Annotated in this window: 29 protein-coding genes and 1 tRNA gene; 1 reads left to right on the top strand and 29 read right to left on the bottom strand. The window is 70.6% G+C overall.

Going from position 1 to position 20700, the window contains the following annotated elements:
* Positions 1–12: 12 nt before the first annotated feature.
* The 16 genes from KQY30_RS20160 to KQY30_RS20085 all read right to left on the bottom strand — a co-directional run bounded on the left by KQY30_RS20160 (position 13) and on the right by KQY30_RS20085 (position 15243).
* Entirely contained in the window at positions 13–4842 is a 4830-nt protein-coding gene (locus KQY30_RS20160; RefSeq protein ID WP_217308032.1) for a phage tail tape measure protein, read from the bottom strand.
* A gap of 2 nt (positions 4843–4844) precedes the next feature.
* On the bottom strand, positions 4845–5102 hold the full coding sequence (locus KQY30_RS20155) for a hypothetical protein (protein WP_217308031.1): 258 nt from the start codon (positions 5100–5102) through the stop codon (positions 4845–4847).
* A gap of 50 nt (positions 5103–5152) precedes the next feature.
* On the bottom strand, positions 5153–5671 hold the full coding sequence (locus KQY30_RS20150; RefSeq protein ID WP_217308030.1) for a hypothetical protein: 519 nt from the start codon (positions 5669–5671) through the stop codon (positions 5153–5155).
* Entirely contained in the window at positions 5671–6150 is a 480-nt protein-coding gene (locus KQY30_RS20145) for a hypothetical protein (protein ID WP_217308029.1), read from the bottom strand. Before KQY30_RS20145 ends, KQY30_RS20150 begins: the two co-directional genes overlap by 1 nt.
* Positions 6151–6215: 65 nt before the next feature.
* Positions 6216–6545 carry a hypothetical protein gene (locus KQY30_RS20140; RefSeq protein ID WP_217308028.1) on the bottom strand — a complete coding sequence of 110 codons (330 nt, stop codon included), beginning with the start codon at positions 6543–6545 and terminating at the stop codon, positions 6216–6218.
* A 15-nt stretch (positions 6546–6560) separates the two neighbouring features.
* Positions 6561–6965, bottom strand: coding sequence for a hypothetical protein (locus KQY30_RS20135; protein ID WP_217308027.1), 405 nt, complete (start codon positions 6963–6965; stop codon positions 6561–6563).
* Complete coding sequence (locus KQY30_RS20130) at positions 6962–7348, bottom strand: hypothetical protein (protein WP_217308026.1); 387 nt, start codon at positions 7346–7348, stop codon at positions 6962–6964. The genes KQY30_RS20135 and KQY30_RS20130 overlap by 4 nt, the downstream gene beginning before the upstream one ends.
* On the bottom strand, positions 7345–7767 hold the full coding sequence (locus tag KQY30_RS20125; protein WP_254407234.1) for a DUF6093 family protein: 423 nt from the start codon (positions 7765–7767) through the stop codon (positions 7345–7347). Before KQY30_RS20125 ends, KQY30_RS20130 begins: the two co-directional genes overlap by 4 nt.
* Positions 7746–8114 carry a Gp19/Gp15/Gp42 family protein gene (locus KQY30_RS20120; protein ID WP_217308025.1) on the bottom strand — a complete coding sequence of 123 codons (369 nt, stop codon included), beginning with the start codon at positions 8112–8114 and terminating at the stop codon, positions 7746–7748. The genes KQY30_RS20125 and KQY30_RS20120 overlap by 22 nt, the downstream gene beginning before the upstream one ends.
* Before the next feature lie 12 nt (positions 8115–8126).
* Positions 8127–9320: a DUF5309 family protein gene (locus KQY30_RS20115; RefSeq protein WP_217308024.1), complete on the bottom strand. Its 1194-nt coding sequence runs from the start codon at positions 9318–9320 to the stop codon at positions 8127–8129.
* Between the two features lie 46 nt (positions 9321–9366).
* Positions 9367–10044, bottom strand: coding sequence for a hypothetical protein (locus KQY30_RS20110; RefSeq protein ID WP_217308023.1), 678 nt, complete (start codon positions 10042–10044; stop codon positions 9367–9369).
* Between the two features lie 47 nt (positions 10045–10091).
* Positions 10092–11072, bottom strand: coding sequence for a hypothetical protein (locus KQY30_RS20105; RefSeq protein WP_254407233.1), 981 nt, complete (start codon positions 11070–11072; stop codon positions 10092–10094).
* Between the two features lie 17 nt (positions 11073–11089).
* Positions 11090–12499, bottom strand: a complete 1410-nt coding sequence (locus KQY30_RS20100; RefSeq protein ID WP_254407633.1) for a phage portal protein — start codon at positions 12497–12499, stop codon at positions 11090–11092.
* A 21-nt stretch (positions 12500–12520) separates the two neighbouring features.
* Entirely contained in the window at positions 12521–14170 is a 1650-nt protein-coding gene (locus tag KQY30_RS20095) for a terminase (protein WP_217308020.1), read from the bottom strand.
* 4 nt (positions 14171–14174) lie between these two features.
* Positions 14175–14786, bottom strand: a complete 612-nt coding sequence (locus KQY30_RS20090) for a hypothetical protein (RefSeq protein ID WP_217308019.1) — start codon at positions 14784–14786, stop codon at positions 14175–14177.
* A gap of 196 nt (positions 14787–14982) precedes the next feature.
* Positions 14983–15243, bottom strand: coding sequence for a hypothetical protein (locus tag KQY30_RS20085; RefSeq protein ID WP_217308018.1), 261 nt, complete (start codon positions 15241–15243; stop codon positions 14983–14985).
* A 404-nt stretch (positions 15244–15647) separates the two neighbouring features.
* On the opposite strand from KQY30_RS20085, the gene KQY30_RS20080 reads away from it, so the two are divergent.
* Positions 15648–16097 carry a hypothetical protein gene (locus KQY30_RS20080; protein ID WP_217308017.1) on the top strand — a complete coding sequence of 150 codons (450 nt, stop codon included), beginning with the start codon at positions 15648–15650 and terminating at the stop codon, positions 16095–16097.
* Positions 16098–16163: 66 nt separating this feature from the next.
* Here the strand turns inward: KQY30_RS20080 and KQY30_RS20075 are convergent, their stop codons facing one another.
* From KQY30_RS20075 to KQY30_RS20015, 13 genes are all read right to left on the bottom strand, one after another.
* Positions 16164–16415: a hypothetical protein gene (locus tag KQY30_RS20075; protein ID WP_217308016.1), complete on the bottom strand. Its 252-nt coding sequence runs from the start codon at positions 16413–16415 to the stop codon at positions 16164–16166.
* A 25-nt stretch (positions 16416–16440) separates the two neighbouring features.
* Positions 16441–16513: transfer RNA gene (locus KQY30_RS20070), tRNA-Met, on the bottom strand.
* 122 nt (positions 16514–16635) lie between these two features.
* Complete coding sequence (locus tag KQY30_RS20065) at positions 16636–17025, bottom strand: hypothetical protein (protein WP_217308015.1); 390 nt, start codon at positions 17023–17025, stop codon at positions 16636–16638.
* 95 nt (positions 17026–17120) lie between these two features.
* Entirely contained in the window at positions 17121–17597 is a 477-nt protein-coding gene (locus tag KQY30_RS20060) for a hypothetical protein (protein ID WP_217308014.1), read from the bottom strand.
* A gap of 61 nt (positions 17598–17658) precedes the next feature.
* Positions 17659–17871: a hypothetical protein gene (locus KQY30_RS20055; RefSeq protein ID WP_217308013.1), complete on the bottom strand. Its 213-nt coding sequence runs from the start codon at positions 17869–17871 to the stop codon at positions 17659–17661.
* A 161-nt stretch (positions 17872–18032) separates the two neighbouring features.
* Positions 18033–18785, bottom strand: a complete 753-nt coding sequence (locus KQY30_RS20050) for a hypothetical protein (RefSeq protein ID WP_217308012.1) — start codon at positions 18783–18785, stop codon at positions 18033–18035.
* Positions 18782–19105 carry a hypothetical protein gene (locus tag KQY30_RS20045; RefSeq protein WP_217308011.1) on the bottom strand — a complete coding sequence of 108 codons (324 nt, stop codon included), beginning with the start codon at positions 19103–19105 and terminating at the stop codon, positions 18782–18784. Before KQY30_RS20045 ends, KQY30_RS20050 begins: the two co-directional genes overlap by 4 nt.
* Positions 19106–19115: 10 nt before the next feature.
* Positions 19116–19268, bottom strand: coding sequence for a hypothetical protein (locus tag KQY30_RS20040; protein ID WP_217308010.1), 153 nt, complete (start codon positions 19266–19268; stop codon positions 19116–19118).
* 78 nt (positions 19269–19346) lie between these two features.
* A complete protein-coding gene (locus KQY30_RS20035) occupies positions 19347–19667 on the bottom strand; it encodes a hypothetical protein (protein WP_217308009.1) in 321 nt (106 codons plus the stop codon).
* On the bottom strand, positions 19664–19966 hold the full coding sequence (locus tag KQY30_RS20030; RefSeq protein WP_217308008.1) for a hypothetical protein: 303 nt from the start codon (positions 19964–19966) through the stop codon (positions 19664–19666). The genes KQY30_RS20035 and KQY30_RS20030 overlap by 4 nt, the downstream gene beginning before the upstream one ends.
* Entirely contained in the window at positions 19960–20244 is a 285-nt protein-coding gene (locus KQY30_RS20025) for a hypothetical protein (RefSeq protein ID WP_217308007.1), read from the bottom strand. The genes KQY30_RS20030 and KQY30_RS20025 overlap by 7 nt, the downstream gene beginning before the upstream one ends.
* Positions 20241–20531: a hypothetical protein gene (locus KQY30_RS20020; protein ID WP_217308006.1), complete on the bottom strand. Its 291-nt coding sequence runs from the start codon at positions 20529–20531 to the stop codon at positions 20241–20243. Before KQY30_RS20020 ends, KQY30_RS20025 begins: the two co-directional genes overlap by 4 nt.
* Complete coding sequence (locus KQY30_RS20015) at positions 20528–20686, bottom strand: hypothetical protein (RefSeq protein WP_217311541.1); 159 nt, start codon at positions 20684–20686, stop codon at positions 20528–20530. The genes KQY30_RS20020 and KQY30_RS20015 overlap by 4 nt, the downstream gene beginning before the upstream one ends.
* Between the last annotated feature and the right edge of the window lie 14 nt (positions 20687–20700).

The raw sequence follows: 20700 nt of genomic DNA, 5'->3' as shown, positions 1-20700 counted from the left end.
CGTCCCCCTGTCTCAGCCGATGAGCTGCATGTGCCGGGCCACATCCATCGCCTGCTCAGCGCTGCTCTGCTTCGCGCCGTACAGGTTCACGGTGCTGATCCGGTCCCCCTCGCGGACCACCTGCCGGCCGCCGGCCGGGGCCGCCCCGTACCGGGATGCCGGGGTGAGCCGGTAGCCCATCGCCGACGCGGTACGGGCCAGCAGCGCCCGCGACCGCCCCGAGGAGTTGATCGGGATCCACGCCTCGGTGTCCCCGGCCTCTGCGGCAAGCACGGTGGTGGGCCGGGTGAGGATCCCGCCCCGGGCCATTGCCGTGGCGCCGCCCTGGCCGGCGTACTGGGACAGGAACTTGCTCTTGTTGGCGCTCGGGAGGGCGTTGATCTGCGCCATCATGCGCGGCACCAGCGCCCGGATGACCCCCGTGTCGAGGCCGGCCGCGAGCAGCTCGGCATAGCCCGCACCCGGCTTGGACCGCAGGGTGGTGAGCAGCACGAGGGAGTTCGCGAGGTCCTCGCCCGTGAGCGTCTTGGCGCTGTTCTTCACCGCGGCGTTGGCCTGCGCCGCGCCGGCCGCGCCGCCGGTCACGGCCTGCCGAGCCAGGTCCATCGCGGCCTGGTCGCCCTGGGCGGCGAGCGCTTGGGCTAGGTCGCCGAACCCGCGGGCGGCGAGCGCCTGAAGGTCTGAGGCGAACTGCCCGCTGCTCTGGGTGGCCGCACCGAGCTGCTTCGTGAAGTCGGCCAGAGACGCCTTGGCGACCTCGCCCGTCTTCAGGAGCTTGGAGGTGATGTCCTTGAACTGCTTGTCGCTCGCACCCGCGAGGGCGTTGACGAGGGCGTACCCCTCCTCGCCCATGGCTTCCAGCAGCGCCTGGACCTCCGCCCCTCCTCTGCGGCCGATCTTCGCCAGGCTCGCGCGCCACTTCTCCGTCGCCGCCACCGAGGCACCGAGCTGCTTCTGGTACGCCGCCAGGTTGAAGCCTGTAGGCGCCTTCGCTCCCCTGGCCACGCCCAGTGCCGCGTCGGCCGCGAAGACGTCGGAGCGCTCCCGGTTCACGGTCGCGTCCGCGGTCCTCTTCGCGGTGCGCGCGTTGGTGACCTTGTCCTTTGCCGCGTCCAACTGCTTGGCGGTCGGCTTGGACTTGCGGACCTTGGCCAGATCGGCTTCGGCCTTGCGCAGCGCGTCTGCCTTCTTCTTCTGGTCTGCGAGGGCCTTGGTCAGCTCCGCCCAGGCGTCCTTGAGGTCCTGGACCTCCTTGTCGTACCGGGCTTTCGCGTCCCCCGGCCCGCCCAGGACCGGCTGACCGGTCGGGGTATACGTGAAGCCGACCCCGCCGCCGGAGGCGTACCGCATGGCGTTGAGCCGGTCGAACATGGCCACGCCGTACTTCCGCACCGCTGCGGCCTTCACCACGTACTCGCCGTTGGACACCAGCGCGGGGATGCTGTCCGACGTGCCCGTGCCGGGCCCGTAGATCGGGCCACCAACAGGCCAGCTCTGCACCACGTCGCCGCCGGCAGCGTAGCGGCGGATGATCCCGCCGTTCGCTCGCGCATTGGGGCCGCGCCCGCCTTGGCCCGTGTTGATGACACGGTTCTCGGTCAGGTTCACGTAGTGGGAGGTGATCGTGACGTTCTTGTCCCGGAGGCCATTCAACGCACGAGCCAGCGCCTGGGCGTTGGCGATGGCCGTACCCGTCGGCGCGGTGATCCTGATGTTCTTCGTGCCCGGGATCTTCTTGACGCTGTACCCGGCATCCTCCAGAGCCTTGACTACCGCGCCCGTCGGAGCCTTGACCGTGATGGTCTTCCCCGGAGGAACCGCCATCACCCGCTCGCGCAGCTCTGCGAGATCAGCCGCGGCCTTCCGCGCGCCCGGTGAGGTCACCGCGGTCTCGGCGGTGCCGGGAAGCTGCGCGTAGGCGTCGGTGAGTTCCCGGATCTGCTTGTCGGTGAACCCGGCCTGATCCATCGTCCGCTTCAGGATGGCGATGTCCTGTTCCAGGACGGCCTGGCCAGCCTCTACCGTGCCCGACTGCTCAGACACAGCCTCGGCGTGGGCCATCGCAGCCTTGGCCGCATCGAGGAACGCGCCCTTGACCGCGCGGCCCTTCTCCGTGGTGACATCAAGGCTGCGCCCGTTGTCCTTCACCGCTCCGGTGAGGTCCGCGAGGCTGCTACGAAAGGAGATCTCGCCCTCCGCCGCACCGATCGACGTGCCGTTCAAGATCTTCAGGGAATCCGCGAGTTCCTCGGCAGCCGTCTTCTGGTCGGCCATCTCCTCGGCGGTCATCGCCAACTCGTTGCCCAACTCGCCCTGGGAACCCGCGGCCAGCTTGCCTTGGGTGTCCGTGGCGGCCAGGGCATCGGTGTAGCCGGGCAGCAGGGTCAGGAGCTTCTCGGCGGACGTGCCGCCCTTCTCCGCCTCGACCGCGAACCGGTCGAACGCGGCGGCGGCCTGGTCCTGCGCACCAGACTGCACCAGTTGCGCGAGGGCTTGGTCCAGGCTCCCGATCAGGTCGCGCGCCTCGGCCAGCTCCATCGTCTTCTCGCCGAACCCGAGGTCCGCGTCATCAAGGAGCTTGACCGACTCGGTGATGTGGTTGAGCCGGTCCTGCAAACCCGGGTGCGCGATCTGCTTCACGGCCTCGCCGAACTGCCCGAGATCCTTTCCGAACGCCTTCGCGATCTCGCCGGACGCCTTGCCCTTCTTCCCGAAGTCCAGCAGGGAGTTGGCGAGCTTGTCCGTGCTGGGCGGGGCGTCGCGCATCGCCTTCTTCAGCTCGGACACCCCGTAGGTGACAGCCGCGAGGACCGCGACCACACCCCCGATCCGTGCCAGCCCGCCCATCGCGGCTCGGGTGCGGGCGCTGGTGACGCCGAGCGCGACCAGTTCCCGGCGGACGGTCATGATCCGGGGCAGCAGGAGCAGCATCGCCGTGCCGAGGAGACCCCCGACACCGATCAGCCCGGTCATCGCGGTGACCGAGGACTGCACTCCGGGCGGGAGCTGGGAGTACCAGTTGACGACGTTGGTCAGCCACCGGGCCATGTCCCGCAACATGGAGTTCGCGGATGTACCGGAGGTGATGAGCGCCGTCTCCAGCGCGCCCGCCAGCCGCTCCACATCGCCCGCGAGGTTGTCGGTCATCGTCGCGGCGACGCGGGTGGCGTAACCGGAGTCGTCCACGGCCTTCACCCAGGAGTCGACGCCACTGGCGCCGGCCTCGTACAGGATCGTCGCGGCGCGCACCGCGTCCGACCCGAAGATCGTGGCCATCGCGGCATTGCGGGCCTCGGGGGTGAGCCCTGCGAAGCTGCTCTTCATGTTCGCCGCGAGCGCCGACAGCCCGATGAAGTTGCCCTGCGCGTCGTAGGCGCTGAACCCGATCTTGTCCATCATGGCCGCTGCCTCTTTGGACTGTGGCACCAGGCGCTGAAGCATGACCTTCAGCGACGTACCCGCGTCGCTCCCCGTGAGCGCGTTCTGCGCGAACATGGCCAAGGTGCCTACGGTCTGCTCCAGCGACAGGCCCGTCTGGCTCGACAGGAGCGCGGCCTGCCGGAACGCCTGGCCCATGTCGTGCACGTTCGTCGCGGACTTGCCCGCGCCCGCGCTGATGACGTCCGCGATGTGCCCGACGTCGCCGCCCGCCAACTTGAAGGCGTTCATCGCCTGAGCGCTGATGATCGCGGACTCGCCGAGTTCGAGCTGCCCGGACGCGGCCAGGTCCAAGGACCCCTTGAGAGCGCCGCCCACGATGTCCGCCGTACTGATGCCCGCACGGGCCAGCTCCGCCTCCGCGTTCGCGGCCTGCGTCGCCGAGTAGATGGTGGCCTGCCCGGCCTCCAGCGCGGCGTTGGAGAGAGCTTTCATGTCGGCCGCCGAGCCGCCGGTGACCGCCCGGACCTCGGACATGCCCTTCTCAAACCGGGCGGCAGCGAACGCGGCCAAGCCGAACGCGGCCACCAGGCCCAGTGACGCCGTGCGGGCGGCCTCCAGCGCCTTCCGGCCGCCCGTTGCCGCGGCCAGCATGCCCGCCCCTGCGGCGAACGCGGCCAGCCTCATCGCGCTGAACGCGCGCCCAACCGCTGTGGCAGCGGCCGTCCAGCGGGCCGCGACCGCGCCAGCCGCGGCGCCAGCCGCAGTCCGGGCTCCGGTCATCGCACCTGTCACCGCGGCACTGGCGGCGGACCACCGGGCGGATACGGCGCCAGCAGCCGCCGACCAGCGGGCGGCCACCCATCCGGCCGCCGCCCCCGCTCCGGCGCGCACGGCCGCGCCGCCGGCCGACACCGATGCCCACGTAGCCGACCACCGGGCCGACAGGGCGGCGGCGGCCGTCGACCAGCGCGAGGCCACCGTGCCGGCTGCGGCGCCCGCGCGGACACCAGCCCGTACGACCGCGTTGCCCGCCCGGACCGCCGCTGCGGGCATGGCCGTGCCGATGACGGCCGCCGCCCGCGCCGAGGCCGCCCGTACCGCTGTCATCGCTGCCGTTCCCCGCTGGCCGAGCCGGGTGAACGCGGCGCCCGCCCGCGCCGCCAGAGCAGGGACCGGGGCGAGGGCTGCCCGGGTGGCCGCTGCGGTGCGTGCGGCCAGGCGGGTCATGTCCGCGCCTGCCCGCGCCGCCATCGTCCGGAGCGCCATCCCGGCACGCGCCGCCTGGGCCTGGGCGCCCCGGGCCATCGCGGTCATCGACGCCTGGACCCGCACCGAGGTCTGACGCATCGTCGCCGTGATTGTCCGAGCGGTCGCGGTCGTGGTGCGGGCCGCGGTGCGCATCGCGTTGGTGTACGGCGTGACGGTGCCGGTCAGGACGACGCGGACAGTACGGACAGCCACGGCTACCTCCTCTTGCTGATGGCGACGTGGATGCCGCGGGCGTCACCGCCTCGCTTCTGATGGGCGTGCGCCGCTTGGGCCCCGGCAAGGCACGCGTGGCAGCGCACCACCTCGGCGGTGTACGCGTACTCGTTGTCGATCTTTGACGCCTCGGACCAGGGCTGGCCGCAGTCCGGGCACACGTCGCCCTCGACCTCGGTGAGGGCGAGGGCCCAGGCCCGGTCCTCGTCGAGCCAGAGCGGCTCACCCGGCCCCGGCATGGGGCGCCCCAGGAAGATGGACCGTGGGACGCCCCAGGCGCGGGCGGTCTCTACTTCCCGTCGGTGAGGGAGCTGAAGATCGCGGAGGCGCTCACAGAGAAAGGGATGCTGGTGGCCTCGGCGTTCACGTCGTAGGCGGCCTGCATCAGATCGGAGCGCTGGCCTTCGTTGAGGACCTCGAACAGGGCGTCCACCTGCTCCGGTGTCATCACCGGGTCGACGCAGCAGACGGATACGAGCGCGCGCGGGAACGTTTCCGGGTCCCAGCCCTCGTTCGGGTTCTTCGACGGGTGCGCGGCGACGAGATCGGACCAGGCTCGCGCGCCGATGGCACGGAACCGGAACTCGGTCTCGGCTGCCTTCATCTGCTCGCGGAGCGCCTTGATCTTCGTGGTGATCTTCTCGCCGGGGTTTGAGGAGGCGAGGGAGTCGGGCGTCCAGGTGTCGGACAGCCCGGCCAGCTCCCGCTCCAGCCGGTCGATCTCAGCGATCACATCACCGGCCAGGCACATGAAGACACTCTTCTCGCGCGGCTTGGCGCGCTTGAGGATCTCGGAGATGTCCGGCATCAGGCAGCCACCACCGCGTTCGTCGCCGGCGGGGAGTAGACCTTCACCGGGCTGATGAACTTCATGACCTCGTTCGCGGCGGGGCTCACGTTCGCGCGCTCGCCGCACACCATCGGGTAACACTCGACCTGCTGCCCGGCCGCCCACGCGGTCTCGGCGTCGATGCCGCGGCGGACGATGAGGACGCCGTGCACCCCGTAGGTGAGGTTCTGGTAGGGCCAGTCCTCTTGCAGGGTGTCGCCCCGCTTGAATGTGATCTGGGTCTCGAAGCTGACCCGGCCGACTTCCTTGGTGTCGAACTTCGACTTGAGGGATCCGGTGTCGACGTCGGCGGTCGTGGGGTCGACTTGCAGACCGTCCGGGGTGATCCGGTCGGTCAGCTCCTGCGCCGCGGTGCACTCGGCAACGGCCGGAGCGGCGAGATTGGCGAGACTGGTGGCCCAGGCCACCCGGGTCTTGCCATCACTGATGAGGTCCATGAGAGCCCTCCTCGGGGCATGAAAAAAGCCCCTGACGGGGCGGGCGGAGAGTGGAGCGGGGTCGGTCAGATGCGCAGGGCGGCGACCGTGACCGTGGTGGCGGAGCTGTAGCCGATGGCCACCAGGCCGTCGGACGGGGACGCCAGGAGATCCCCCGGCAGCGGGCCGATCATCCGCTCACCCGAAGCGGGTACGGACACGGTCAGGTTGGCGACGGACTGCCCGCGCACCGTCGCGGTCGCGGTCAGCGTCACCGTGATCGGGCTGGCCGCGCCGTTCTTGACGTGCAGGAAGGTGCGCTCGCCGGGGGCGACCTTGTCGCCGCCACCGGCCGCCGAGGCGTAGGTGGGATTGATGCCGGCCAGGGATACGGCCTGCGGGGTCAGGACAGCCATGAGAGGACCTCCCGGTCAGGATGTGGACTGGAGCCGGTACTGCACCGGCAGGTAGAAGAGGGGCGGCGAGACCTCATCGTCGCGCTGGACCGGCGGACCGCCCAGCTCCTCGGGCCGCCACGTCGCCCGGCCCGCCACGGTGAGCCGCCCGAAGAGCGCGACACGAACGCGCTGCGCCACCCACAGGCATTTCGTCTGCGTAGGGCCAACGCACGTCACCTGGAAGCCCAGGGCGAGCATCGTGCGCCGGTCGGCCAGCGACTCCGCCGTGACCTGCCCCGGGTCGAAGTACACCGCGGCGTACATCCCGGTGGCGGGCACGGGGGCGGGCGCCCCGCCCTCGCCCACCGCCAGGCCCTGACCGGTCAGGGCCTCGGTCACCGCGGTGATGTGGGGGCCGATGTCCGGGGGTGTGGTCACAGCCGCCCCAGGCGTACGGTCAGCGCCACCACCTGCGCCTCGAAGCGGGGCAGTTCGGCGATCAGCGCCCGGCCGCCGTCGTTGTGCCCGCCCTGGCGGCTGGTCCCGTATTCCAGGATGTTGCCGAGCGCGCCCTGAGGCTTGTCCTTGTCGGGGCCGATCTCGGCCGACGCACCGCCGGGCATCGGCAGGGGGTCGTAGGAGACGCTGTACGGGTAGAGCCGGGCGTGACGGCCCGCGCTGGCCTGCGCGTTGGCGCGCCACTGGTTCTTCACGTTCAGCGCGCCCCGCATGACGATGCCCGTCATCTGCCGCTCGGCCTCGCCCGTGTTCCAGGCCATGGCGTTGGCGAGCTGGTGGAGTTCGCGGGTGTCTGCGCTCATGACCGGTCCTCCGCACTGATCCGCCATGCCGTGGCTGCGTCCCCGTACTCGACCCCGGTGACCCAGAGGGTCAGGCCCACGAAGCGTGCGTCCCGTGAGACGGTCACGGTGACGACCGCGCCGGGGGCGATCCGCTGGGTGGGCGGGGGTGTCGCCCAGGGCACGGACACCACGAACTCCCGCAGCGTCACGTTCTGCTCGCCCGCCTCGACCTCTTCCCCGGTCCGGGCCACGGACTTGATCCGGGCCCGGCCCTCGTAGAGGACGGTGCCGGGGGCACGTGTGTCCGTACCGGTCTCCCAGTCGAATCCGTCCTCGCCCGGCCAGGCGATGGTGACCTGGTCGTGCATCCGCCGCTCGGCTGCCGCCCGGCCCAGGGTCAGTACGGTCTCGTCCATCACGTCGCCGCCGGAGTGCACGGGGCGCTGGGGACGATGCTGAACGCGGTCTTCTTCGGCGGCCGTAGTTCCTCGACCTCGTCGTCGGACAGATACACCTCGCCCCGTGAGCGGGACGAGTCGATGGTGTACGAGTAGTCGTCGATCGACTCCTGCCGCTTGCCCTCCGGGTTGCCCAGGACCCGGAGCACCATCGCGCAGCAGACCTTCGTGGAGATGGCCGTCGGTGTGGTCGCGTACTGGGGGAACCGCTTGAGGATGAGGGCGGTTGCGTCGTCGAGCCAGGCGGTGGCGCGGCGCTGCTCCTCGTCGGTCAGGTCGCGGCCGAGCCGGTCGGCCAGGTCGTCCAGGGTTGCCAGGGCCACCACGCCCCCCTTTCCTTACAGGCTGGCGACGAGGCCGGTCAGCAGACCGTGCTTGCGCTCGTTGCCGTACTTCAGGCCGACCTCGCCGTAGAGCTGGGTGCGCTCCTTGGCGCCGGTCTTGGCGAGCGGCTCGGCGAAGAAGTGGCCCTTGCCCGGGGTCTCCAGGTAGACCGGCGTGCACTCCTCCAGCGAGGCCACCATGATCTTGTGCCTCGGCATGTGCCGGTCGAGCATGATGTTCAGGACGCCGAAGTCGGTCTGGATCGTCTGGAGGTTGACGCCGCCGACGGTGCGGGAGGTCTCCGTGTACTTGCCGTAGGCGTTGGCGTAGGCGTCGGTGACGCCCCGCTTGGACGTCGAACCGACAACCAGGGTGGCGGTCTCGGACTCCATGATTCCGCCGTTGTCGAAGACGGTCTGGAGCAGGCTGTCGATGGCCGCCTTGGAGACCGCGGCCAGCTTGGTGACGTTCGCGGTGCCGTCGGCCCCGGCCAGGTCGATGGCCGTACCGCCCTTGGTCAGCGACAGCTTGAAGGTGTTCGTGGTCGGGCCGACCACGAAGTACGGGGTGTCCGCGCTGATGCCGGTCAGGTTGGCGATGGTGTCCAGGGTGACCTGGTCGTTCGCGACGAGGCCGTGGGCGTTCAGGGTGAACGCGTCCGTGCTGATGGCGCCCGCCGCGGAGCCGAGCGCGGTTCCGGCGCTCGCTGTGTTGGTGGTGATGGCCGAGACCATGCCACGGGTCTTGCGGGGCGTGGTGTTGTCAGAGGGCTTCTGGTAGATGCCGTTGATGAAGGACCACTCCACGTCCCGGACCATCTGCTTGAGCATCTGCTCGACCTGCCAGTCCAGTTCGTTGCGGACCGGGTTGGTCGCCTCGATGTTCAGCCCGGAGTGGGCACCGACCGCGGCCAGCTTGGTGTACGAGACGCCGACGGTCTCGTGGTGGATCTGCGTGATGTTGTCGACGGACCCGCGGACCCGCTCCTGGTCGGTGGGCGCGTCCTGGCCCTCAAGGGCGGTGTTCTGACCGGCGGAGCGAAGGTCGAAGGTCTGCCATTCGAACTCCTTCGCGGTGGTCTGGCCGCCGCCGGTCAGGCCGCCGACCGCGGAGAAAAACGGGGTGTCGTCCGGGGTGAGTTGGTGCAGAACTCCGGTGTAGTTGGGCAGGTTGTACGTCGTGCCCAGGGCGGTGATGCTCCCGGCCATGGGGGCTCCTTAGGGTGCGGGGCACGGCGTGCGCCTGCCCAGGTGATCAGTTCTTGACGGTGCCGAGCTTGGTGTTTTCCAGGGACAGGACCGTGCGCCAGTCGCCCTTCTGCTTGGCTGCGGCGATCTGCTCGTCGATGCCTCCGGGCGTGCCGCCCGGGCGAGGCCCCTGCGAGGGGTCCGGCCGCGGAACCCGCGGGCCGGGCTCGGCCGCCGCCCAGTGCGGCTTGCGGGTCAGCAGGTCGTCGATGGCCGCCTGGATAGCGGTCTGATCGACCGTCCCGGCCTCGGTGAGGTACGAGCCGTCCTTGAGTGCCTCAACCGCGTCCAGGGGGTCCTGGAACCGGCCGGCGGCGAGCGCTTCGACCTTCGCCGACACGGCCAGCCGGGTCGCGCTCTCCGCCCGGGCCTGTGCGTCCTTGAGGGCGTCCGCCTGGCGCTCCGCGTCGGTCTTGTCGCGGTCCTCGAACTGCTTGAGCCGGGCCGCCTGGTCCTTGTTCTGCTGCTCGGCGTCCTTGGCCCGCTTCTTCCATTCGGCCAGAGCCTTCTCCCCGGCCGGGCCGAGCGCCGGGTCACCCTCCGGGGGCCCTGCCGGGTCGGTGCCCGGGGCGGGCGGTGAAGCCGGGGGCGCCGGAGGAGTAGGCGGGGTGGGCGGGTCGGCCGGCGGCTGCGGGTTGCCCGCAGCCGGGGCCGGCGGGTTCGTCGGGTCGGGTGGTGTGCTCACTGGTGCTCCCGTTGCAGGAGGTGGGGACCGTCGGCGTTGCGCCGGGGTCAGGTCAGATAGCCGAAGCGCCGCAGCATGGCGATGGCCTCGGCGCGACTGCCGGCGAGTCGGTAGATCTCCTCCGGCAGCAGCCGGGGGGTCATGAGGCGGAAGCCGCGCCCGGAGCGCGGGATGAGGCCCCGCTGGATCGCGCGCTGGCGTTCCTGCCGGTAGAAGGCGCCGCGGCGGGTCGTGCTGTCGCGGGTGGCGCGCACCCGCTGCCCGTAGGCGTCGGCCGTGTACATGCCGCGCCGGGCGTTGACCACGCTGGCGAGGCTCGCCCCGTCCCGCACGGCCTGGGCGCCATCCCGGGTGAAGATCCGGGCCTGTTCCCGCTCCGATAGTGAGTCGAAGTACGCCTTGGGACTGAACGCCCCGCGGTGGTGGCGCCCGCGGGCGATGAGGGTGGCGGGCATGTGGACGCAGTCACAGCGCGGATGGCGCTGGAAACCGGCGTTCCAGCCGTACTCGACCCCGGCGAGGATGATGCACCGCGCACACGCGGGCGGGTTCACCACCCGGATGTAGCCCTGGATCGTCCGGTTCCCGGCGATCGACGCCCCCGCAGCGGTACGGCCCGCGTCGGCCGCCTCGGTGGCTGCCGCTCTCAGCAGGGCGTTCAGCCCCGACAGCAGCGACTCCCGGGCGGCCACGCCTTGCGCCCGGTTCCACTTCACATCGATGAGCGGCTCGTAGAACAGGGACCGCAGGGGACGCCCGTCGGCTGCGGTCCCGGCGAAAGCCGCAGGGCTGACCGTGCCCTCGGGCTCCGAGTCGGCGCCGTCTGCGGCGAGGACAGCCGCCACGTACCCGTCGGCCTGGCCGGCCGCGTCCCGCTGCCCGTCGGCCACAGCAGACGTGAGGAGAGGCGCGATGGCCGCCCAGGACGCGTCCAGGTCGCGCGGGTCGAGCTGGCGCCACAAGCTCTGGACGCGGTCCGCGGCACGCCGCACGATCCGCTGCTGGCTCCGGTAGTGCCGCAGAGCCACTTCGGTGGCCTCCATACTCAGGCCGCAGCGGGCACAGGGGCCGGATCGGGGGCCGGCGGCTCGGGCTTCGGGCCGTAGTCGGCAGCGAGATCCCCGGCCATGGCCCGGTCCAGGGCGCGCTGGTCCATCTCCCGCATCCGGGCCCGCTGCCCGGCCGTGTAGCCGAGATCCTCACGGGCCTGCTCGCGCGGGATGATCTCCGCAGTCACCAGCTTCACCGTGGCGTCCGCCTTCTGCGCGAACGTCGGCGTCGCCGGGTCCCGCCACATCGTCTCCAGACGCAGGAGCCGCGGATCCCAGTCCCCTTCGAGCAGACGCATGATCAGACGGTTCATCCGCTCGTACCCGCCGCCGAACGGCTTCTGCCGGCGCTCGCACCGCTTGATCAGACGGGTCTCTCGGGAGCGGATCGCATCCGCCGACGCCGCGTCATCGGCCACCAGGCCCATGTAGTTCGGCGGGAGCGCGGCCAGCGAGGACGTGATGCGCGCGAGGAGTTCGATCGTCTCGTGGAAGTTCTTCAGGTCCGCGGCAGGGAACTGGAGGACGTCCGCGCCGTCCTCCTTACGGGTCTTCGACGTCGACCAGATCCGCCCGGTCAGGCGGGACCACACGGAGAGCTGTTTGCCGTTGACGTCAACGAAGTCTTCCTCGTCGAAGCCGAACGCGGCCCGGCGCGGCAGGGCGTGGAACTCGGCGCCGACCATCATGTCCGTGGCGATCTTGCACGCCGCGTCCGAGACCGGGAGCACGGACTTCAGCTCCGACTTGCCGCCCGGGATCAGCAGACGGCCCCGGTTCGGCAGCACCGCCACCAGCGGCTCACCCAAGCCGTGGTCATCCCGGTCGATGACCGTCCACGTGCCCGGGCCGGCGGACTTGAAGTGCACGGTCGCGTTGGGCCGGTACAGGGTGGCGTACCGGTCCCGGGTCGCCGAGGTCAGCGGATCGATCTCGTTGTACCGCTTCAGCGCCGCCCGGATCTCCCGCGTCGCCGGATCGAAATCGGCGTACATCTGGAGCGGCGACTCCGCCGTCACCAGCGGCGTATCAGCAGCCTTCGCGTTGGTCCCGACAACGAGAAAGCTGCGCTTCATCACCAGGGCGTCGGTGTGGGCCTGCTGCGACTTCTCGTCCATGCCGTTCGCCTGCCAGATCCGCCACAGCGTGTCATCAGCCGAGTCCGTGTCGGCGTAGCGGAAACCCTCGACATCGAGGCGCTCCTCGATCGCCTCGACCACCAGCTCGGGCCAGTTGATGACCACCTGCCGGATCTGGTCGCCGATCTCCTTCAGCAGCTCCGGGTGCATGTACGAGAGTTCCTGCTCACCCTCGAAATGATCGTTCAGCTTCTGGAGTTCCCCCAGCTCACGGTCGTGAGTACGGGAAAGGTACGTTGCCCAGTCCTCCTCGGTCAGGTCCTCCATGTTCACTGGCCGTCCCCCTCCCTACATCACGACCATCGCGGCCTTCTTCTTCGGCTTGTTCAGGCCTGCGGCGATCGCGTCCCGGTATGCCTCCCAGGAGAGGCATCCGGCCATCGCGCCGTCCATCGACAGCGGCGACTGGTGCCGTTCCTTCTCGATGACCCACAGGGGCTGGCCCTGCTCATCGAGCATCTTCAGGACCTTCTTGCGGGCGTTTCCCACGTGCCGGGCCAGGGCGCGGTCACCGGAGTGGGAGAGGGCACCGGACTGCATGGCGCCCTGGTAAGCCTTCAGCGAGTACGCCATCGCCTTGAGCCGGTTCGTCCACCACTCAATGACGCGCTTGTCGCCCCACCGGCCCTTCCACAGGCTGATCATTCCCTCCCAGTACGGCGGATCGGCGTACAGGCGGACCACGTCCCACGTGCGGAACGCCTCCCTGAGGACGGCGTCGACCTCGTCCTCGGGGCACTTCCAGCCCGGCCCGCCCGGATCGTTGGCCCCCGGCGGGCACTCCCAGATGCCCAACGGCCACTGGAAGCCGGTCGCCAGGTCCGTCGCGACGAGCGCAGTGGCGTCCCGGAACTGGGCCCCGTCGAAACCGACCGTGATCTTCTCGCCCTTGGCCGACAGAGGCTGATCAGGCCGGGCCAGCTCCGCCCACCGCTCGACCGAGAACGCCTGACGGCCCGCCTGTACACGGCGGTTGAGCCACACGCGCTCCCAGTACGACCGGTCCGTGTCCGGCGCGTTGTACAGGGAGACGATCGCGTCGGTCTGGCCTTCGAAGTCCGGCCAGGCCGCGATGGACGGCCCCGACGCCTCCCGGACCGCGGCCCGGATCGTCGCCTCGTCGTCCAGGTCCTCGTCCGGCCGCGGGGTGGCCTCGCGGTGGAAGAAGAACAGGGTCCGGTCCTTCGACTTGCCCGCCGCGACCAGCTCGGCGAACTCGTGCGTTCCCTGCGCGACGCTGTCCTCGCCGGGCGTGTACGTGGTCGTGGTCTCCAGGCTCCACGGGTCGAACAGCATGATCTTCGGGATGTTCGCCAGCATCGTGCCGTGAGCATCCCGGTGCCGGGGCAGGGTGAACCGGTGGGTCTCGTCGAAGTGCTGGAACGTCGTCCTCGCGCCGTCGCGGCTGTCGGGTGAGGACGCCAGCGCGACAGCCCGACCCCTGCCGTCCCACCGCATGATGCGGTCCAGGCCGGGGTCGAACAGGTCGGTGTCCGGGCCCTCGGTCACCATCACATACAGCGCGCCGTACGCCAGTTCTTCGGTCTGCTCCTCGGTGTACGCCACCATCGGGATGTACGGGTCCGACACCGGTACGCCGACCGGCTCGCCGTCCGCGTCGAAGCCATCGCACCGCACCGGTCCGTCCGGGTGCAGCTCGGCGAACGCCACCGCCGCGGCCAACTCTGTTTTGGCCGTGCCTTTTCGTACGCTGAGCCCAACGCGCTTGAAGCGTCGCTTCCCGGCCCGCGGGTGCCCCTGCGGGTACACCTCGTACCACCGGTAGATCAGCGCCCGCTTCTCCGGATCGAGGACGTAGGGCCGGCCGCGCAGCGCGCCCGGCCCGTGCACGGCCCGCTCCTCGATCAGGTCACAGACCTGCGGCCCCAGCGTCGGCCACGGCTCGGCATCCGGCGCCGGGACCATCAAGACGCCCACAGGCTCACTCCACCACGTGCAGGGCGGCCCGCGGATCGTCCGGCCGCCGCCCACTGGCCGCCGGCCGCCGCCGAGGGCGCGCGGAGCTTTCGTCCTCGTCCGCCGCTACCCTCCAGCGCAGCCGCAGCATGGCCAGCGGCGACAGCCCCAGCCGGTCGGCGAGCTGTCTGGCCTCCTTGGACGCGTCCAGGTCGCCTTGCTCTGCCCTGGCCTTCCATCGCACGTACTGGGCCACTTCGCGGGTCCAACCGGCTCGTTCCCACTCAACGGCCTGCGGCAGCGCCCACAGTTGAATCCACAGCTCGCCCTCGACACGCTCCTGCGCCGCAAGCCGAGCAGTAAGGATGGCGGCTTCCTGCCGGGCGGCATCCGCCTTCCGCTGCGCAGTCGTACGTGCACGCCCCTTGAGGTTCGGTTCCTGGAGAGCCAGTTCGAGATCGTCGGCCAGGCGCTGCGCGGAGTCGCGCTGTGTCGACAACGCGATGTCGGCAAGCAGCGGCCACGCCGGCGGCTCGCCGCCGCGCCCAGCAACAGGCAGTTCGACCATCGCAACGGTGGCGTTGCGCCTCCGAGCGTTGGGCTTCGGGGCAGGGCCCATTCCGGCCATGCCGATCACCCCCACAGTGCCGTTGCGGCACGTCGGATGCCCGGCCGTTGCAGCCGAGCGCGGTTACGGTGCGTGGTGCCTGAGCCCGGTCTGCGGGCCTCCCAGACCCGTACATTCAGCCGGCGCCCTCCCCGGCGGTCCGGCCAAGATCACCGGGAAGGGGTCACCCCCCAGGGGGCGTCACCCTGGGTGACATTGGGGCCGCTCAGTCGCCGGCCAGGCCCAGGGTTGAGGTGGTCTCCAGGGTCTCGGCGACCCGCAGCATGCCGGCTCGTTCGATCCAGCCCAGGCCATCGGAGTGGGCCAGGCTGAGGCGAGTGTCCCCGTCCTCGTCGATCACCTTGAGCAGGACCAGAGCGCCGGCGACCAGCTCGCCCTCGTTGACGGTGGCCCGGATGCCGAGCCCGTCGAGCACGTCACCGATGGGCCGCGTCTCGGAGCCCGCGTTGTCATCCCATCCGGTCATGTGTTCCATCCTCCGGGCTGCTCGGCTGCTGTATGCGTGCTGTGGCACGAGCCGCACAGCCCGCGCCCGTACTGAGGGTCGTTGGGGTTGAGGCCGGCGTCGGCCAGGGCGCGGCGGTCGCGCGGGTGGTGGTCGGCGTGGACGCTGGGCGCTTGACCGCACAGGACGCACACGGGATCCCGGGCAAGGACTCCGGGACGGAAGCGGGTCTCGTGCTCGCCGCCGTAGCCGCGGTCCCTCGCGCTGCCCCGCCGCTGCTCTGCCTCGCGTCGACAGTCGGCACAGCGGCCGCGGTCGGTGAGCCGGGGGCAGCCGGGGCGGGAACAGACGGTACGGGCTCGGCGCCTGGGCATGGTGAGCCTCCCGTCCGTACGCTGTGGCCACTCAATGAGGGGGGACTGGAGATGGAGCAACAGGCAGGGCCGCGTTGGACGTTAGGCCGGGGCGTAGCGGTGGTGGGGCTGGTCGCCGTGCTGGTCGCAGTGTGGGTGTGGGTAGCGGGCAACGACGGAAGCGACACGGCCGGCAGCGAGGAGACGGCAGTGCTGACGGAGGTGTCGGCGTCGAGCCGGGTGGAGTACCGGCTGACGGGGTCTGCGGACGGCGCGGATCTGACGTTCACGGATGGCCGGGGGCAGATGGCGCAGGCGGCGGGGAAGGCGGTGCCGCTCGTGTCGACGGACGGCGCCCCGCTCGACTTCACTGCGGTCCGGGGGACGTCCTTGTACCTGTCGGCCCAGAACACCGGGAGCACGGGCGATCTGACCTGTCAGATCCTGGTTGATGACATGGTCGTGGCGGAGAACACGAGCAGCGGGGGGTACACGATCGTGACGTGTCAGGCCACCGTGTGAGGCCCGGTGACGATACAACGAAGGCCCCGTCCGTTGCCGGTTCGGGGCCTTCGTGGTGTCTGCGGTTCAGGCTGGTTGTGGGCACAGCTCTGCACGGAGATCGTTACACGGCTCTGACCTGCGCGTCAAGGGGCGTTGGATCGGGTGCCGGGCGGCGATGAGGGCGGTGACGTCGCTGCTGGCGTAGTGGGGGTGCCGTTCGGTTCCGCCGGCGCGCTTGAGTCGGCCTCGGTGGACGAGCTGGCGGACGCCGCCGAGGGTGATGCCGAGGGCGTTGGCGGTCTGGCGGGCGGTGAGGTGGCCGGGCGGTACGTACATGACTCCATGGTCGCCTACGGCCGGGGCGGGGCGCCGGGTATTGCACCCGGGTCTGTACCGGTCATGAGTCGGGCGCTCTGCTGCTGAGCTACGCCCCGCCCTTCGCGGCCAGTGTCCGTCATGCGCGAAGCCCCGCCGCGATCGGTCGGCGGGGCCTCGGGCCCGAGTAGCGCAGCAGCCAGCAGCGCGGATGGGATGAGAACAGCGTACGACGCAGGGCTTACCGCTCGTCGGGTCGTACGACCCACACCCGTTCGACGCCAGCCATGTCGGCGGCGTCCTCGATGGGGTCGCGGTAACGCCAGTCGTTGATCGGGGTCACCTCGATCTCGGTGCCATGCACCCGCTCGGCCTTGGCCAGCCACGCCATGACCACGGCATCGGACCGGTCATCCGGCAGGACCAAGTCGGCCAGGAACGGATGCTGTTCGATGAGTTCGGGCACGCATGCGTCTGCGATGTCCGGGGCCTGATGGAGGTAGACACTCTGGCCCGTCATGTGCCCGAGTACGGCGCACACGGCCTCCATCGCTATCGACGGGTTCGTGGTGAGCGTCCATCGCGTGGTGACGGAGAGCACATCGGCGAGTGGGAAGAGCCTGGTCGTCATGTCTCCATCGTTTCGTCGGGTGCGGGGCAATGATGGTGGAATGCCGAAGTTGTCAACGTTCTGGCACTCCCGCGCAGGGCGGCGGGGCCGGGTTGCTACAGCTTGGCGAGATGCCGGCAGCGGTCGCAGGTGGGGTGGGGACACAAATCCGCGCGGTGCTCGCGGCGCCAGTGCTCGCAGCCGGGAGCCGACGGCAGCGTGTCGGGATCGAGCTGCCGGGCGGCCTCCCGTCGCTCTTCCGCCCGTCGCTTCGCGATGCGCCCTCCGACGTCAACGCGGGCGACCTGGTCGCTGCCGCGCTCGATCCGGCCGCCCTTGCCGCAGGAGCCGCACTTGATCCAGACGGGGCCCTTCATCTCCAGTACGACCGCGCTGTCGCCGGGGAGGATGTACGCGTTGTCGATGTCCATCGAGGACCACCACATGGCGGCGGACATCGGCTTACCCTCCTGGCCGACCAGGAGCATGTCCACCTCTTCCCCCGCTCGGTACTTGCGGGGCGGGCCGTAGGGGTTGGCCGCCTCCAAGTCAGCCACGATCCGTACCCGGGCTTCCATCGTCCAGTTCGTCATGTCCTTATCGTCCTCTCTGAGGTGTGGTCCGCGCAGGCGAACCGGTCGGCTTGGTGCGGGGTCAGTGGGTCCGCTGCGCGCTGTAGTTCAGGGCGCTGTTGGCGATCCCGCTGACGCCGAGCCGCTGCTCGGTGTCGGCGACGATGCCCGGCAGGATCGACGCTGCGGTCGCGTCGGCGTCGGCGTATGTCTCGCCTCCGGCGGAGAAGGGCTCCCCGGTGGTGGGGTGGGGAAATTTCAGGTGCCAGGTCCAGTGGCTTCGGGTGGCGGTCATCTGGTCCTCTCTGTCCGGGGCTGTCCCGGCTCCCCTCACCGCCCGTAGTGTCGGGCGGATCGGGCAGCCGTCAGCCGCTGTTCAGTGGGTGTGGGGCGGGTACCACCAGCCGCAGCGCGCGCAGTACGCCAGCTCGGCGGCGAGGGTGACGAGGCGGCGGATCATGCGCTCTCCACCCGCTCTCCGGCGTGCTCTCCACGGCTCTCCGGCTGCTCTCCGTCCGGAGAATCAGCGGTCTGACCTGCGTCTCCATCCGTGGAGAGGGGCTCCTCTCCGTCGCGGGGGAGGAGGGGGGCGAGGTCGGCGAGGCGGACCCCGGAGCGGCCTTCTACGTCGCCGACGCGGAGGCTGCGGGTGATGGTGATGCGGAGGGTGGTGAGGGCGGCCCGGAGCCGGGCGTCGTCGTGCCCCTTGTGGCCGGGGAGTTGGCGCATGGCGGGGTACAGCTCGTAGAGGTGGATTCCGGTGCGTGGGCCGATGGTCTGGATGAGCCAGCGGGCGAAGACCGCGCGGGGGTCCGGCGGAGGGGTGTCCACCACGGTGGACACCGGCTCGGGGGTCTCGGTGTCGGCGAAACCCTTCTCGGGCTCGGGGGTCACGGTGTCGACGTGCCCCTCCTCGTCCTGGTCGTCGAGGAGTTCGCGGTAGCCGATGGCCCAGGCCCCGGTGACCCAGGCGACCGTTCCGGCGGCGACTGCGTAGGTGGTGTAGTCGGAGGCGAGGATCAGGTAGCCGCCGGCGCCGAGGAGGGCGAGCCGTTTGAGCGGGGCCCGCTTGTCCAGCTCGGGCTTGGCGTTCTTCGGGGCGTCGTCGGGGAGGTCCCGGTACTTCGGCTCGGTGACCCAGGCGGTAAGCCTGAGCGCGAGGATCAACGAGCCGTCGTGGAGGGGCTCCGCCAGGGGACGGAGGTTCACCGGCCGACGCCGGTCTGGGTGATGGTGGTGCCGACAGTGCCGCCTACCTGCTGGACGGTGCCGAAGATGTCCGCGACGATCCCGCCCGCGGATCCGGCGAGCAGCGCGACGGCGATGGCGGTCGTGATGACGACCTTCTTCTCAGCGTCCTTGTAGACGTTGTTCTTCCACTTCACGACGATGATCGTGCACATGATGATCCCGACGATGAGCGCGCCCATGGCGCCGCCGTTGACGTCGAGGGCAGGCGCGATCTGGGGCTGGGCGGCCATGGTGTGCCGGGCGGCGGTGTCGATGGCGGCGGTCAGGCTGTTGGACACGGTGGGCCTTTCAGAAGCCGAGGAGCTTGGCGATGGTCGTGAGGGACGCGGCGTAGATCGCCCAGGTGGCGAGCCGGGCGCGTATGACCGGCGGGGTGAGGAGCGCGAGGGCGCGTATGACCACGTAGGCGGTCACGGCCCAGCCGAGGGCGTAGGCGAGCACGGTGGTTCTCCGTGGGGTGTGCGGGTCATACCGCCCGCGCCTCGCGGTCTGACGTGCGTGCGCGGGCGGTATGACGGGTCAGGTGCCGGGCTCGGCGGCCGGGACCGGGGCGGTGTGACCGGGCTGGTCAGGGCCGGTATGACCGTGAACAGCGGGGTCGTACGGGGCGACCTGGCAGGCGATGATCTGCGGCTCGACACCGGGCGGGTAGACCTCGGCCTCCCAGGCGTTGCGGTACGTACCGGCGATGAGTGAGACCGCGTGCTTCACGGCGGCGGAGGCGGTCATACCTCCGTGGTCGCCGGTCATACCCGCGCTCATGATCACGGCCAGGTCGTCATACAGCTCGGCGTCGACCTTCACGGACAGGCCCTTCCCGGGCAGCGGAGGAGTGCTCACGGGGTACCACCTCCGGCAGCGGCGTGCAGCGCGGTGCATACCTCGGCCGTGGTGCGTCCGGGCGCACGCTCCCACCCCTCGACCGCCTGCTCTCCGAGGTGAGCGCCGAGGGTGTCCCACGCCTGGAGGGTGGTCTCCTCGGCGGCCGGGTCGATGCCGGGCTTGGTGAAGCCGGCCGCTCGGTCCACGGCGGCGATCATCGGCCGGAGGTACGGGTCCCAGCCGTCGGCAGCGAGCGTGATCGCGGCCTGGTGAAGGACGGCGGCGACCCGGGAGGGGGTGACGGACAGCGTCAGCACGTCCCCTCCCCGTCCTCGGGGCGCGTGTACGGGCGGTAGGTGACGGGGAGGTCGGCGGTCATCTCGCGGATGCCTACGGCGTGGTACGGCGCCGGCTCGCGCCGCCTCTCAACCATGGCGTTGAGGTAGCCGCGCAGCATGGAGGCGCGGGCCTCCAGGAGCCGGTAGTAGGTGGGCTGCTCGCTGTACTCCTCGGGCCGGGGGACGTCGATCATGTCCACGATCGCGGCGAGCAGGTCGTGGACCGGCGACAGACCGGTCTCGGTACCGTCGCTCACTCGTCGTCACCCCCGGCCGAGCGGCGGAGGATCAACGCGTACTCCCCGCGGGTGATGGCGCGGTCGACGGGCGGGGCGTACTGGAGGACCTCGGCTTCCAACTCGTCGGCGGCGTCGGTCATGTAGCCGCGCCGGTTGGTGACCGCGGTGAGGATCATCGCCATGCGGCGGCCGTCAGTGAACGCATGGGTCGGGCGGATGCTCGCGAGGCGGGCGGCGATGTCGAGGAGGATCTCGCGGGCCTCGCCGCCGGGCGTGGTGGGAGCCGGGGTGGGGGTGTCGTTCACCGGGCACCGCCGGCCGGGCGGATCGTGCCGGTGACGCCGGCCTCGGTGGCGCGAACGGTCGTGGTACGGCCGCTGCGGCGGGTGATGCTGCCGACGGCGATCAGACGCCGGTCGGGCGGGGGCGCGGCGGTGCGCGCGGGCATGGAAAGATCCATGTCAGCCGACTCCT

Source organism: Streptomyces sp. GMY02 (assembly GCF_019056675.1).
GTDB lineage: Bacteria > Actinomycetota > Actinomycetes > Streptomycetales > Streptomycetaceae > Streptomyces > Streptomyces odonnellii.
Note: the sequence above shows the minus strand (reverse complement) of the source record. Positions and strands in the feature narration are given on the sequence as shown.

What these genes read in the sequence shown, in the direction of transcription:
- KQY30_RS20155 (WP_217308031.1), bottom strand. Translation starts at nt 5,102, where the DNA reads ATGCCGGGGCCGGGTGAGCCGCTCTGGCTCGACGAGGACCGGGCCTGG.
- KQY30_RS20150 (WP_217308030.1), bottom strand. Translation starts at nt 5,671, where the DNA reads ATGCCGGACATCTCCGAGATCCTCAAGCGCGCCAAGCCGCGCGAGAAG.
- KQY30_RS20145 (WP_217308029.1), bottom strand. Translation starts at nt 6,150, where the DNA reads ATGGACCTCATCAGTGATGGCAAGACCCGGGTGGCCTGGGCCACCAGT.
- KQY30_RS20140 (WP_217308028.1), bottom strand. Translation starts at nt 6,545, where the DNA reads ATGGCTGTCCTGACCCCGCAGGCCGTATCCCTGGCCGGCATCAATCCC.
- KQY30_RS20130 (WP_217308026.1), bottom strand. Translation starts at nt 7,348, where the DNA reads ATGAGCGCAGACACCCGCGAACTCCACCAGCTCGCCAACGCCATGGCC.
- KQY30_RS20115 (WP_217308024.1), bottom strand. Translation starts at nt 9,320, where the DNA reads ATGGCCGGGAGCATCACCGCCCTGGGCACGACGTACAACCTGCCCAAC.
- KQY30_RS20100 (WP_254407633.1), bottom strand. Translation starts at nt 12,499, where the DNA reads ATGGAGGACCTGACCGAGGAGGACTGGGCAACGTACCTTTCCCGTACT.
- KQY30_RS20085 (WP_217308018.1), bottom strand. Translation starts at nt 15,243, where the DNA reads ATGACCGGATGGGATGACAACGCGGGCTCCGAGACGCGGCCCATCGGT.
- KQY30_RS20080 (WP_217308017.1), top strand. Translation starts at nt 15,648, where the DNA reads ATGGAGCAACAGGCAGGGCCGCGTTGGACGTTAGGCCGGGGCGTAGCG.
- KQY30_RS20075 (WP_217308016.1), bottom strand. Translation starts at nt 16,415, where the DNA reads ATGTACGTACCGCCCGGCCACCTCACCGCCCGCCAGACCGCCAACGCC.
- KQY30_RS20065 (WP_217308015.1), bottom strand. Translation starts at nt 17,025, where the DNA reads ATGACGACCAGGCTCTTCCCACTCGCCGATGTGCTCTCCGTCACCACG.
- KQY30_RS20060 (WP_217308014.1), bottom strand. Translation starts at nt 17,597, where the DNA reads ATGACGAACTGGACGATGGAAGCCCGGGTACGGATCGTGGCTGACTTG.
- KQY30_RS20055 (WP_217308013.1), bottom strand. Translation starts at nt 17,871, where the DNA reads ATGACCGCCACCCGAAGCCACTGGACCTGGCACCTGAAATTTCCCCAC.
- KQY30_RS20015 (WP_217311541.1), bottom strand. Translation starts at nt 20,686, where the DNA reads ATGGATCTTTCCATGCCCGCGCGCACCGCCGCGCCCCCGCCCGACCGG.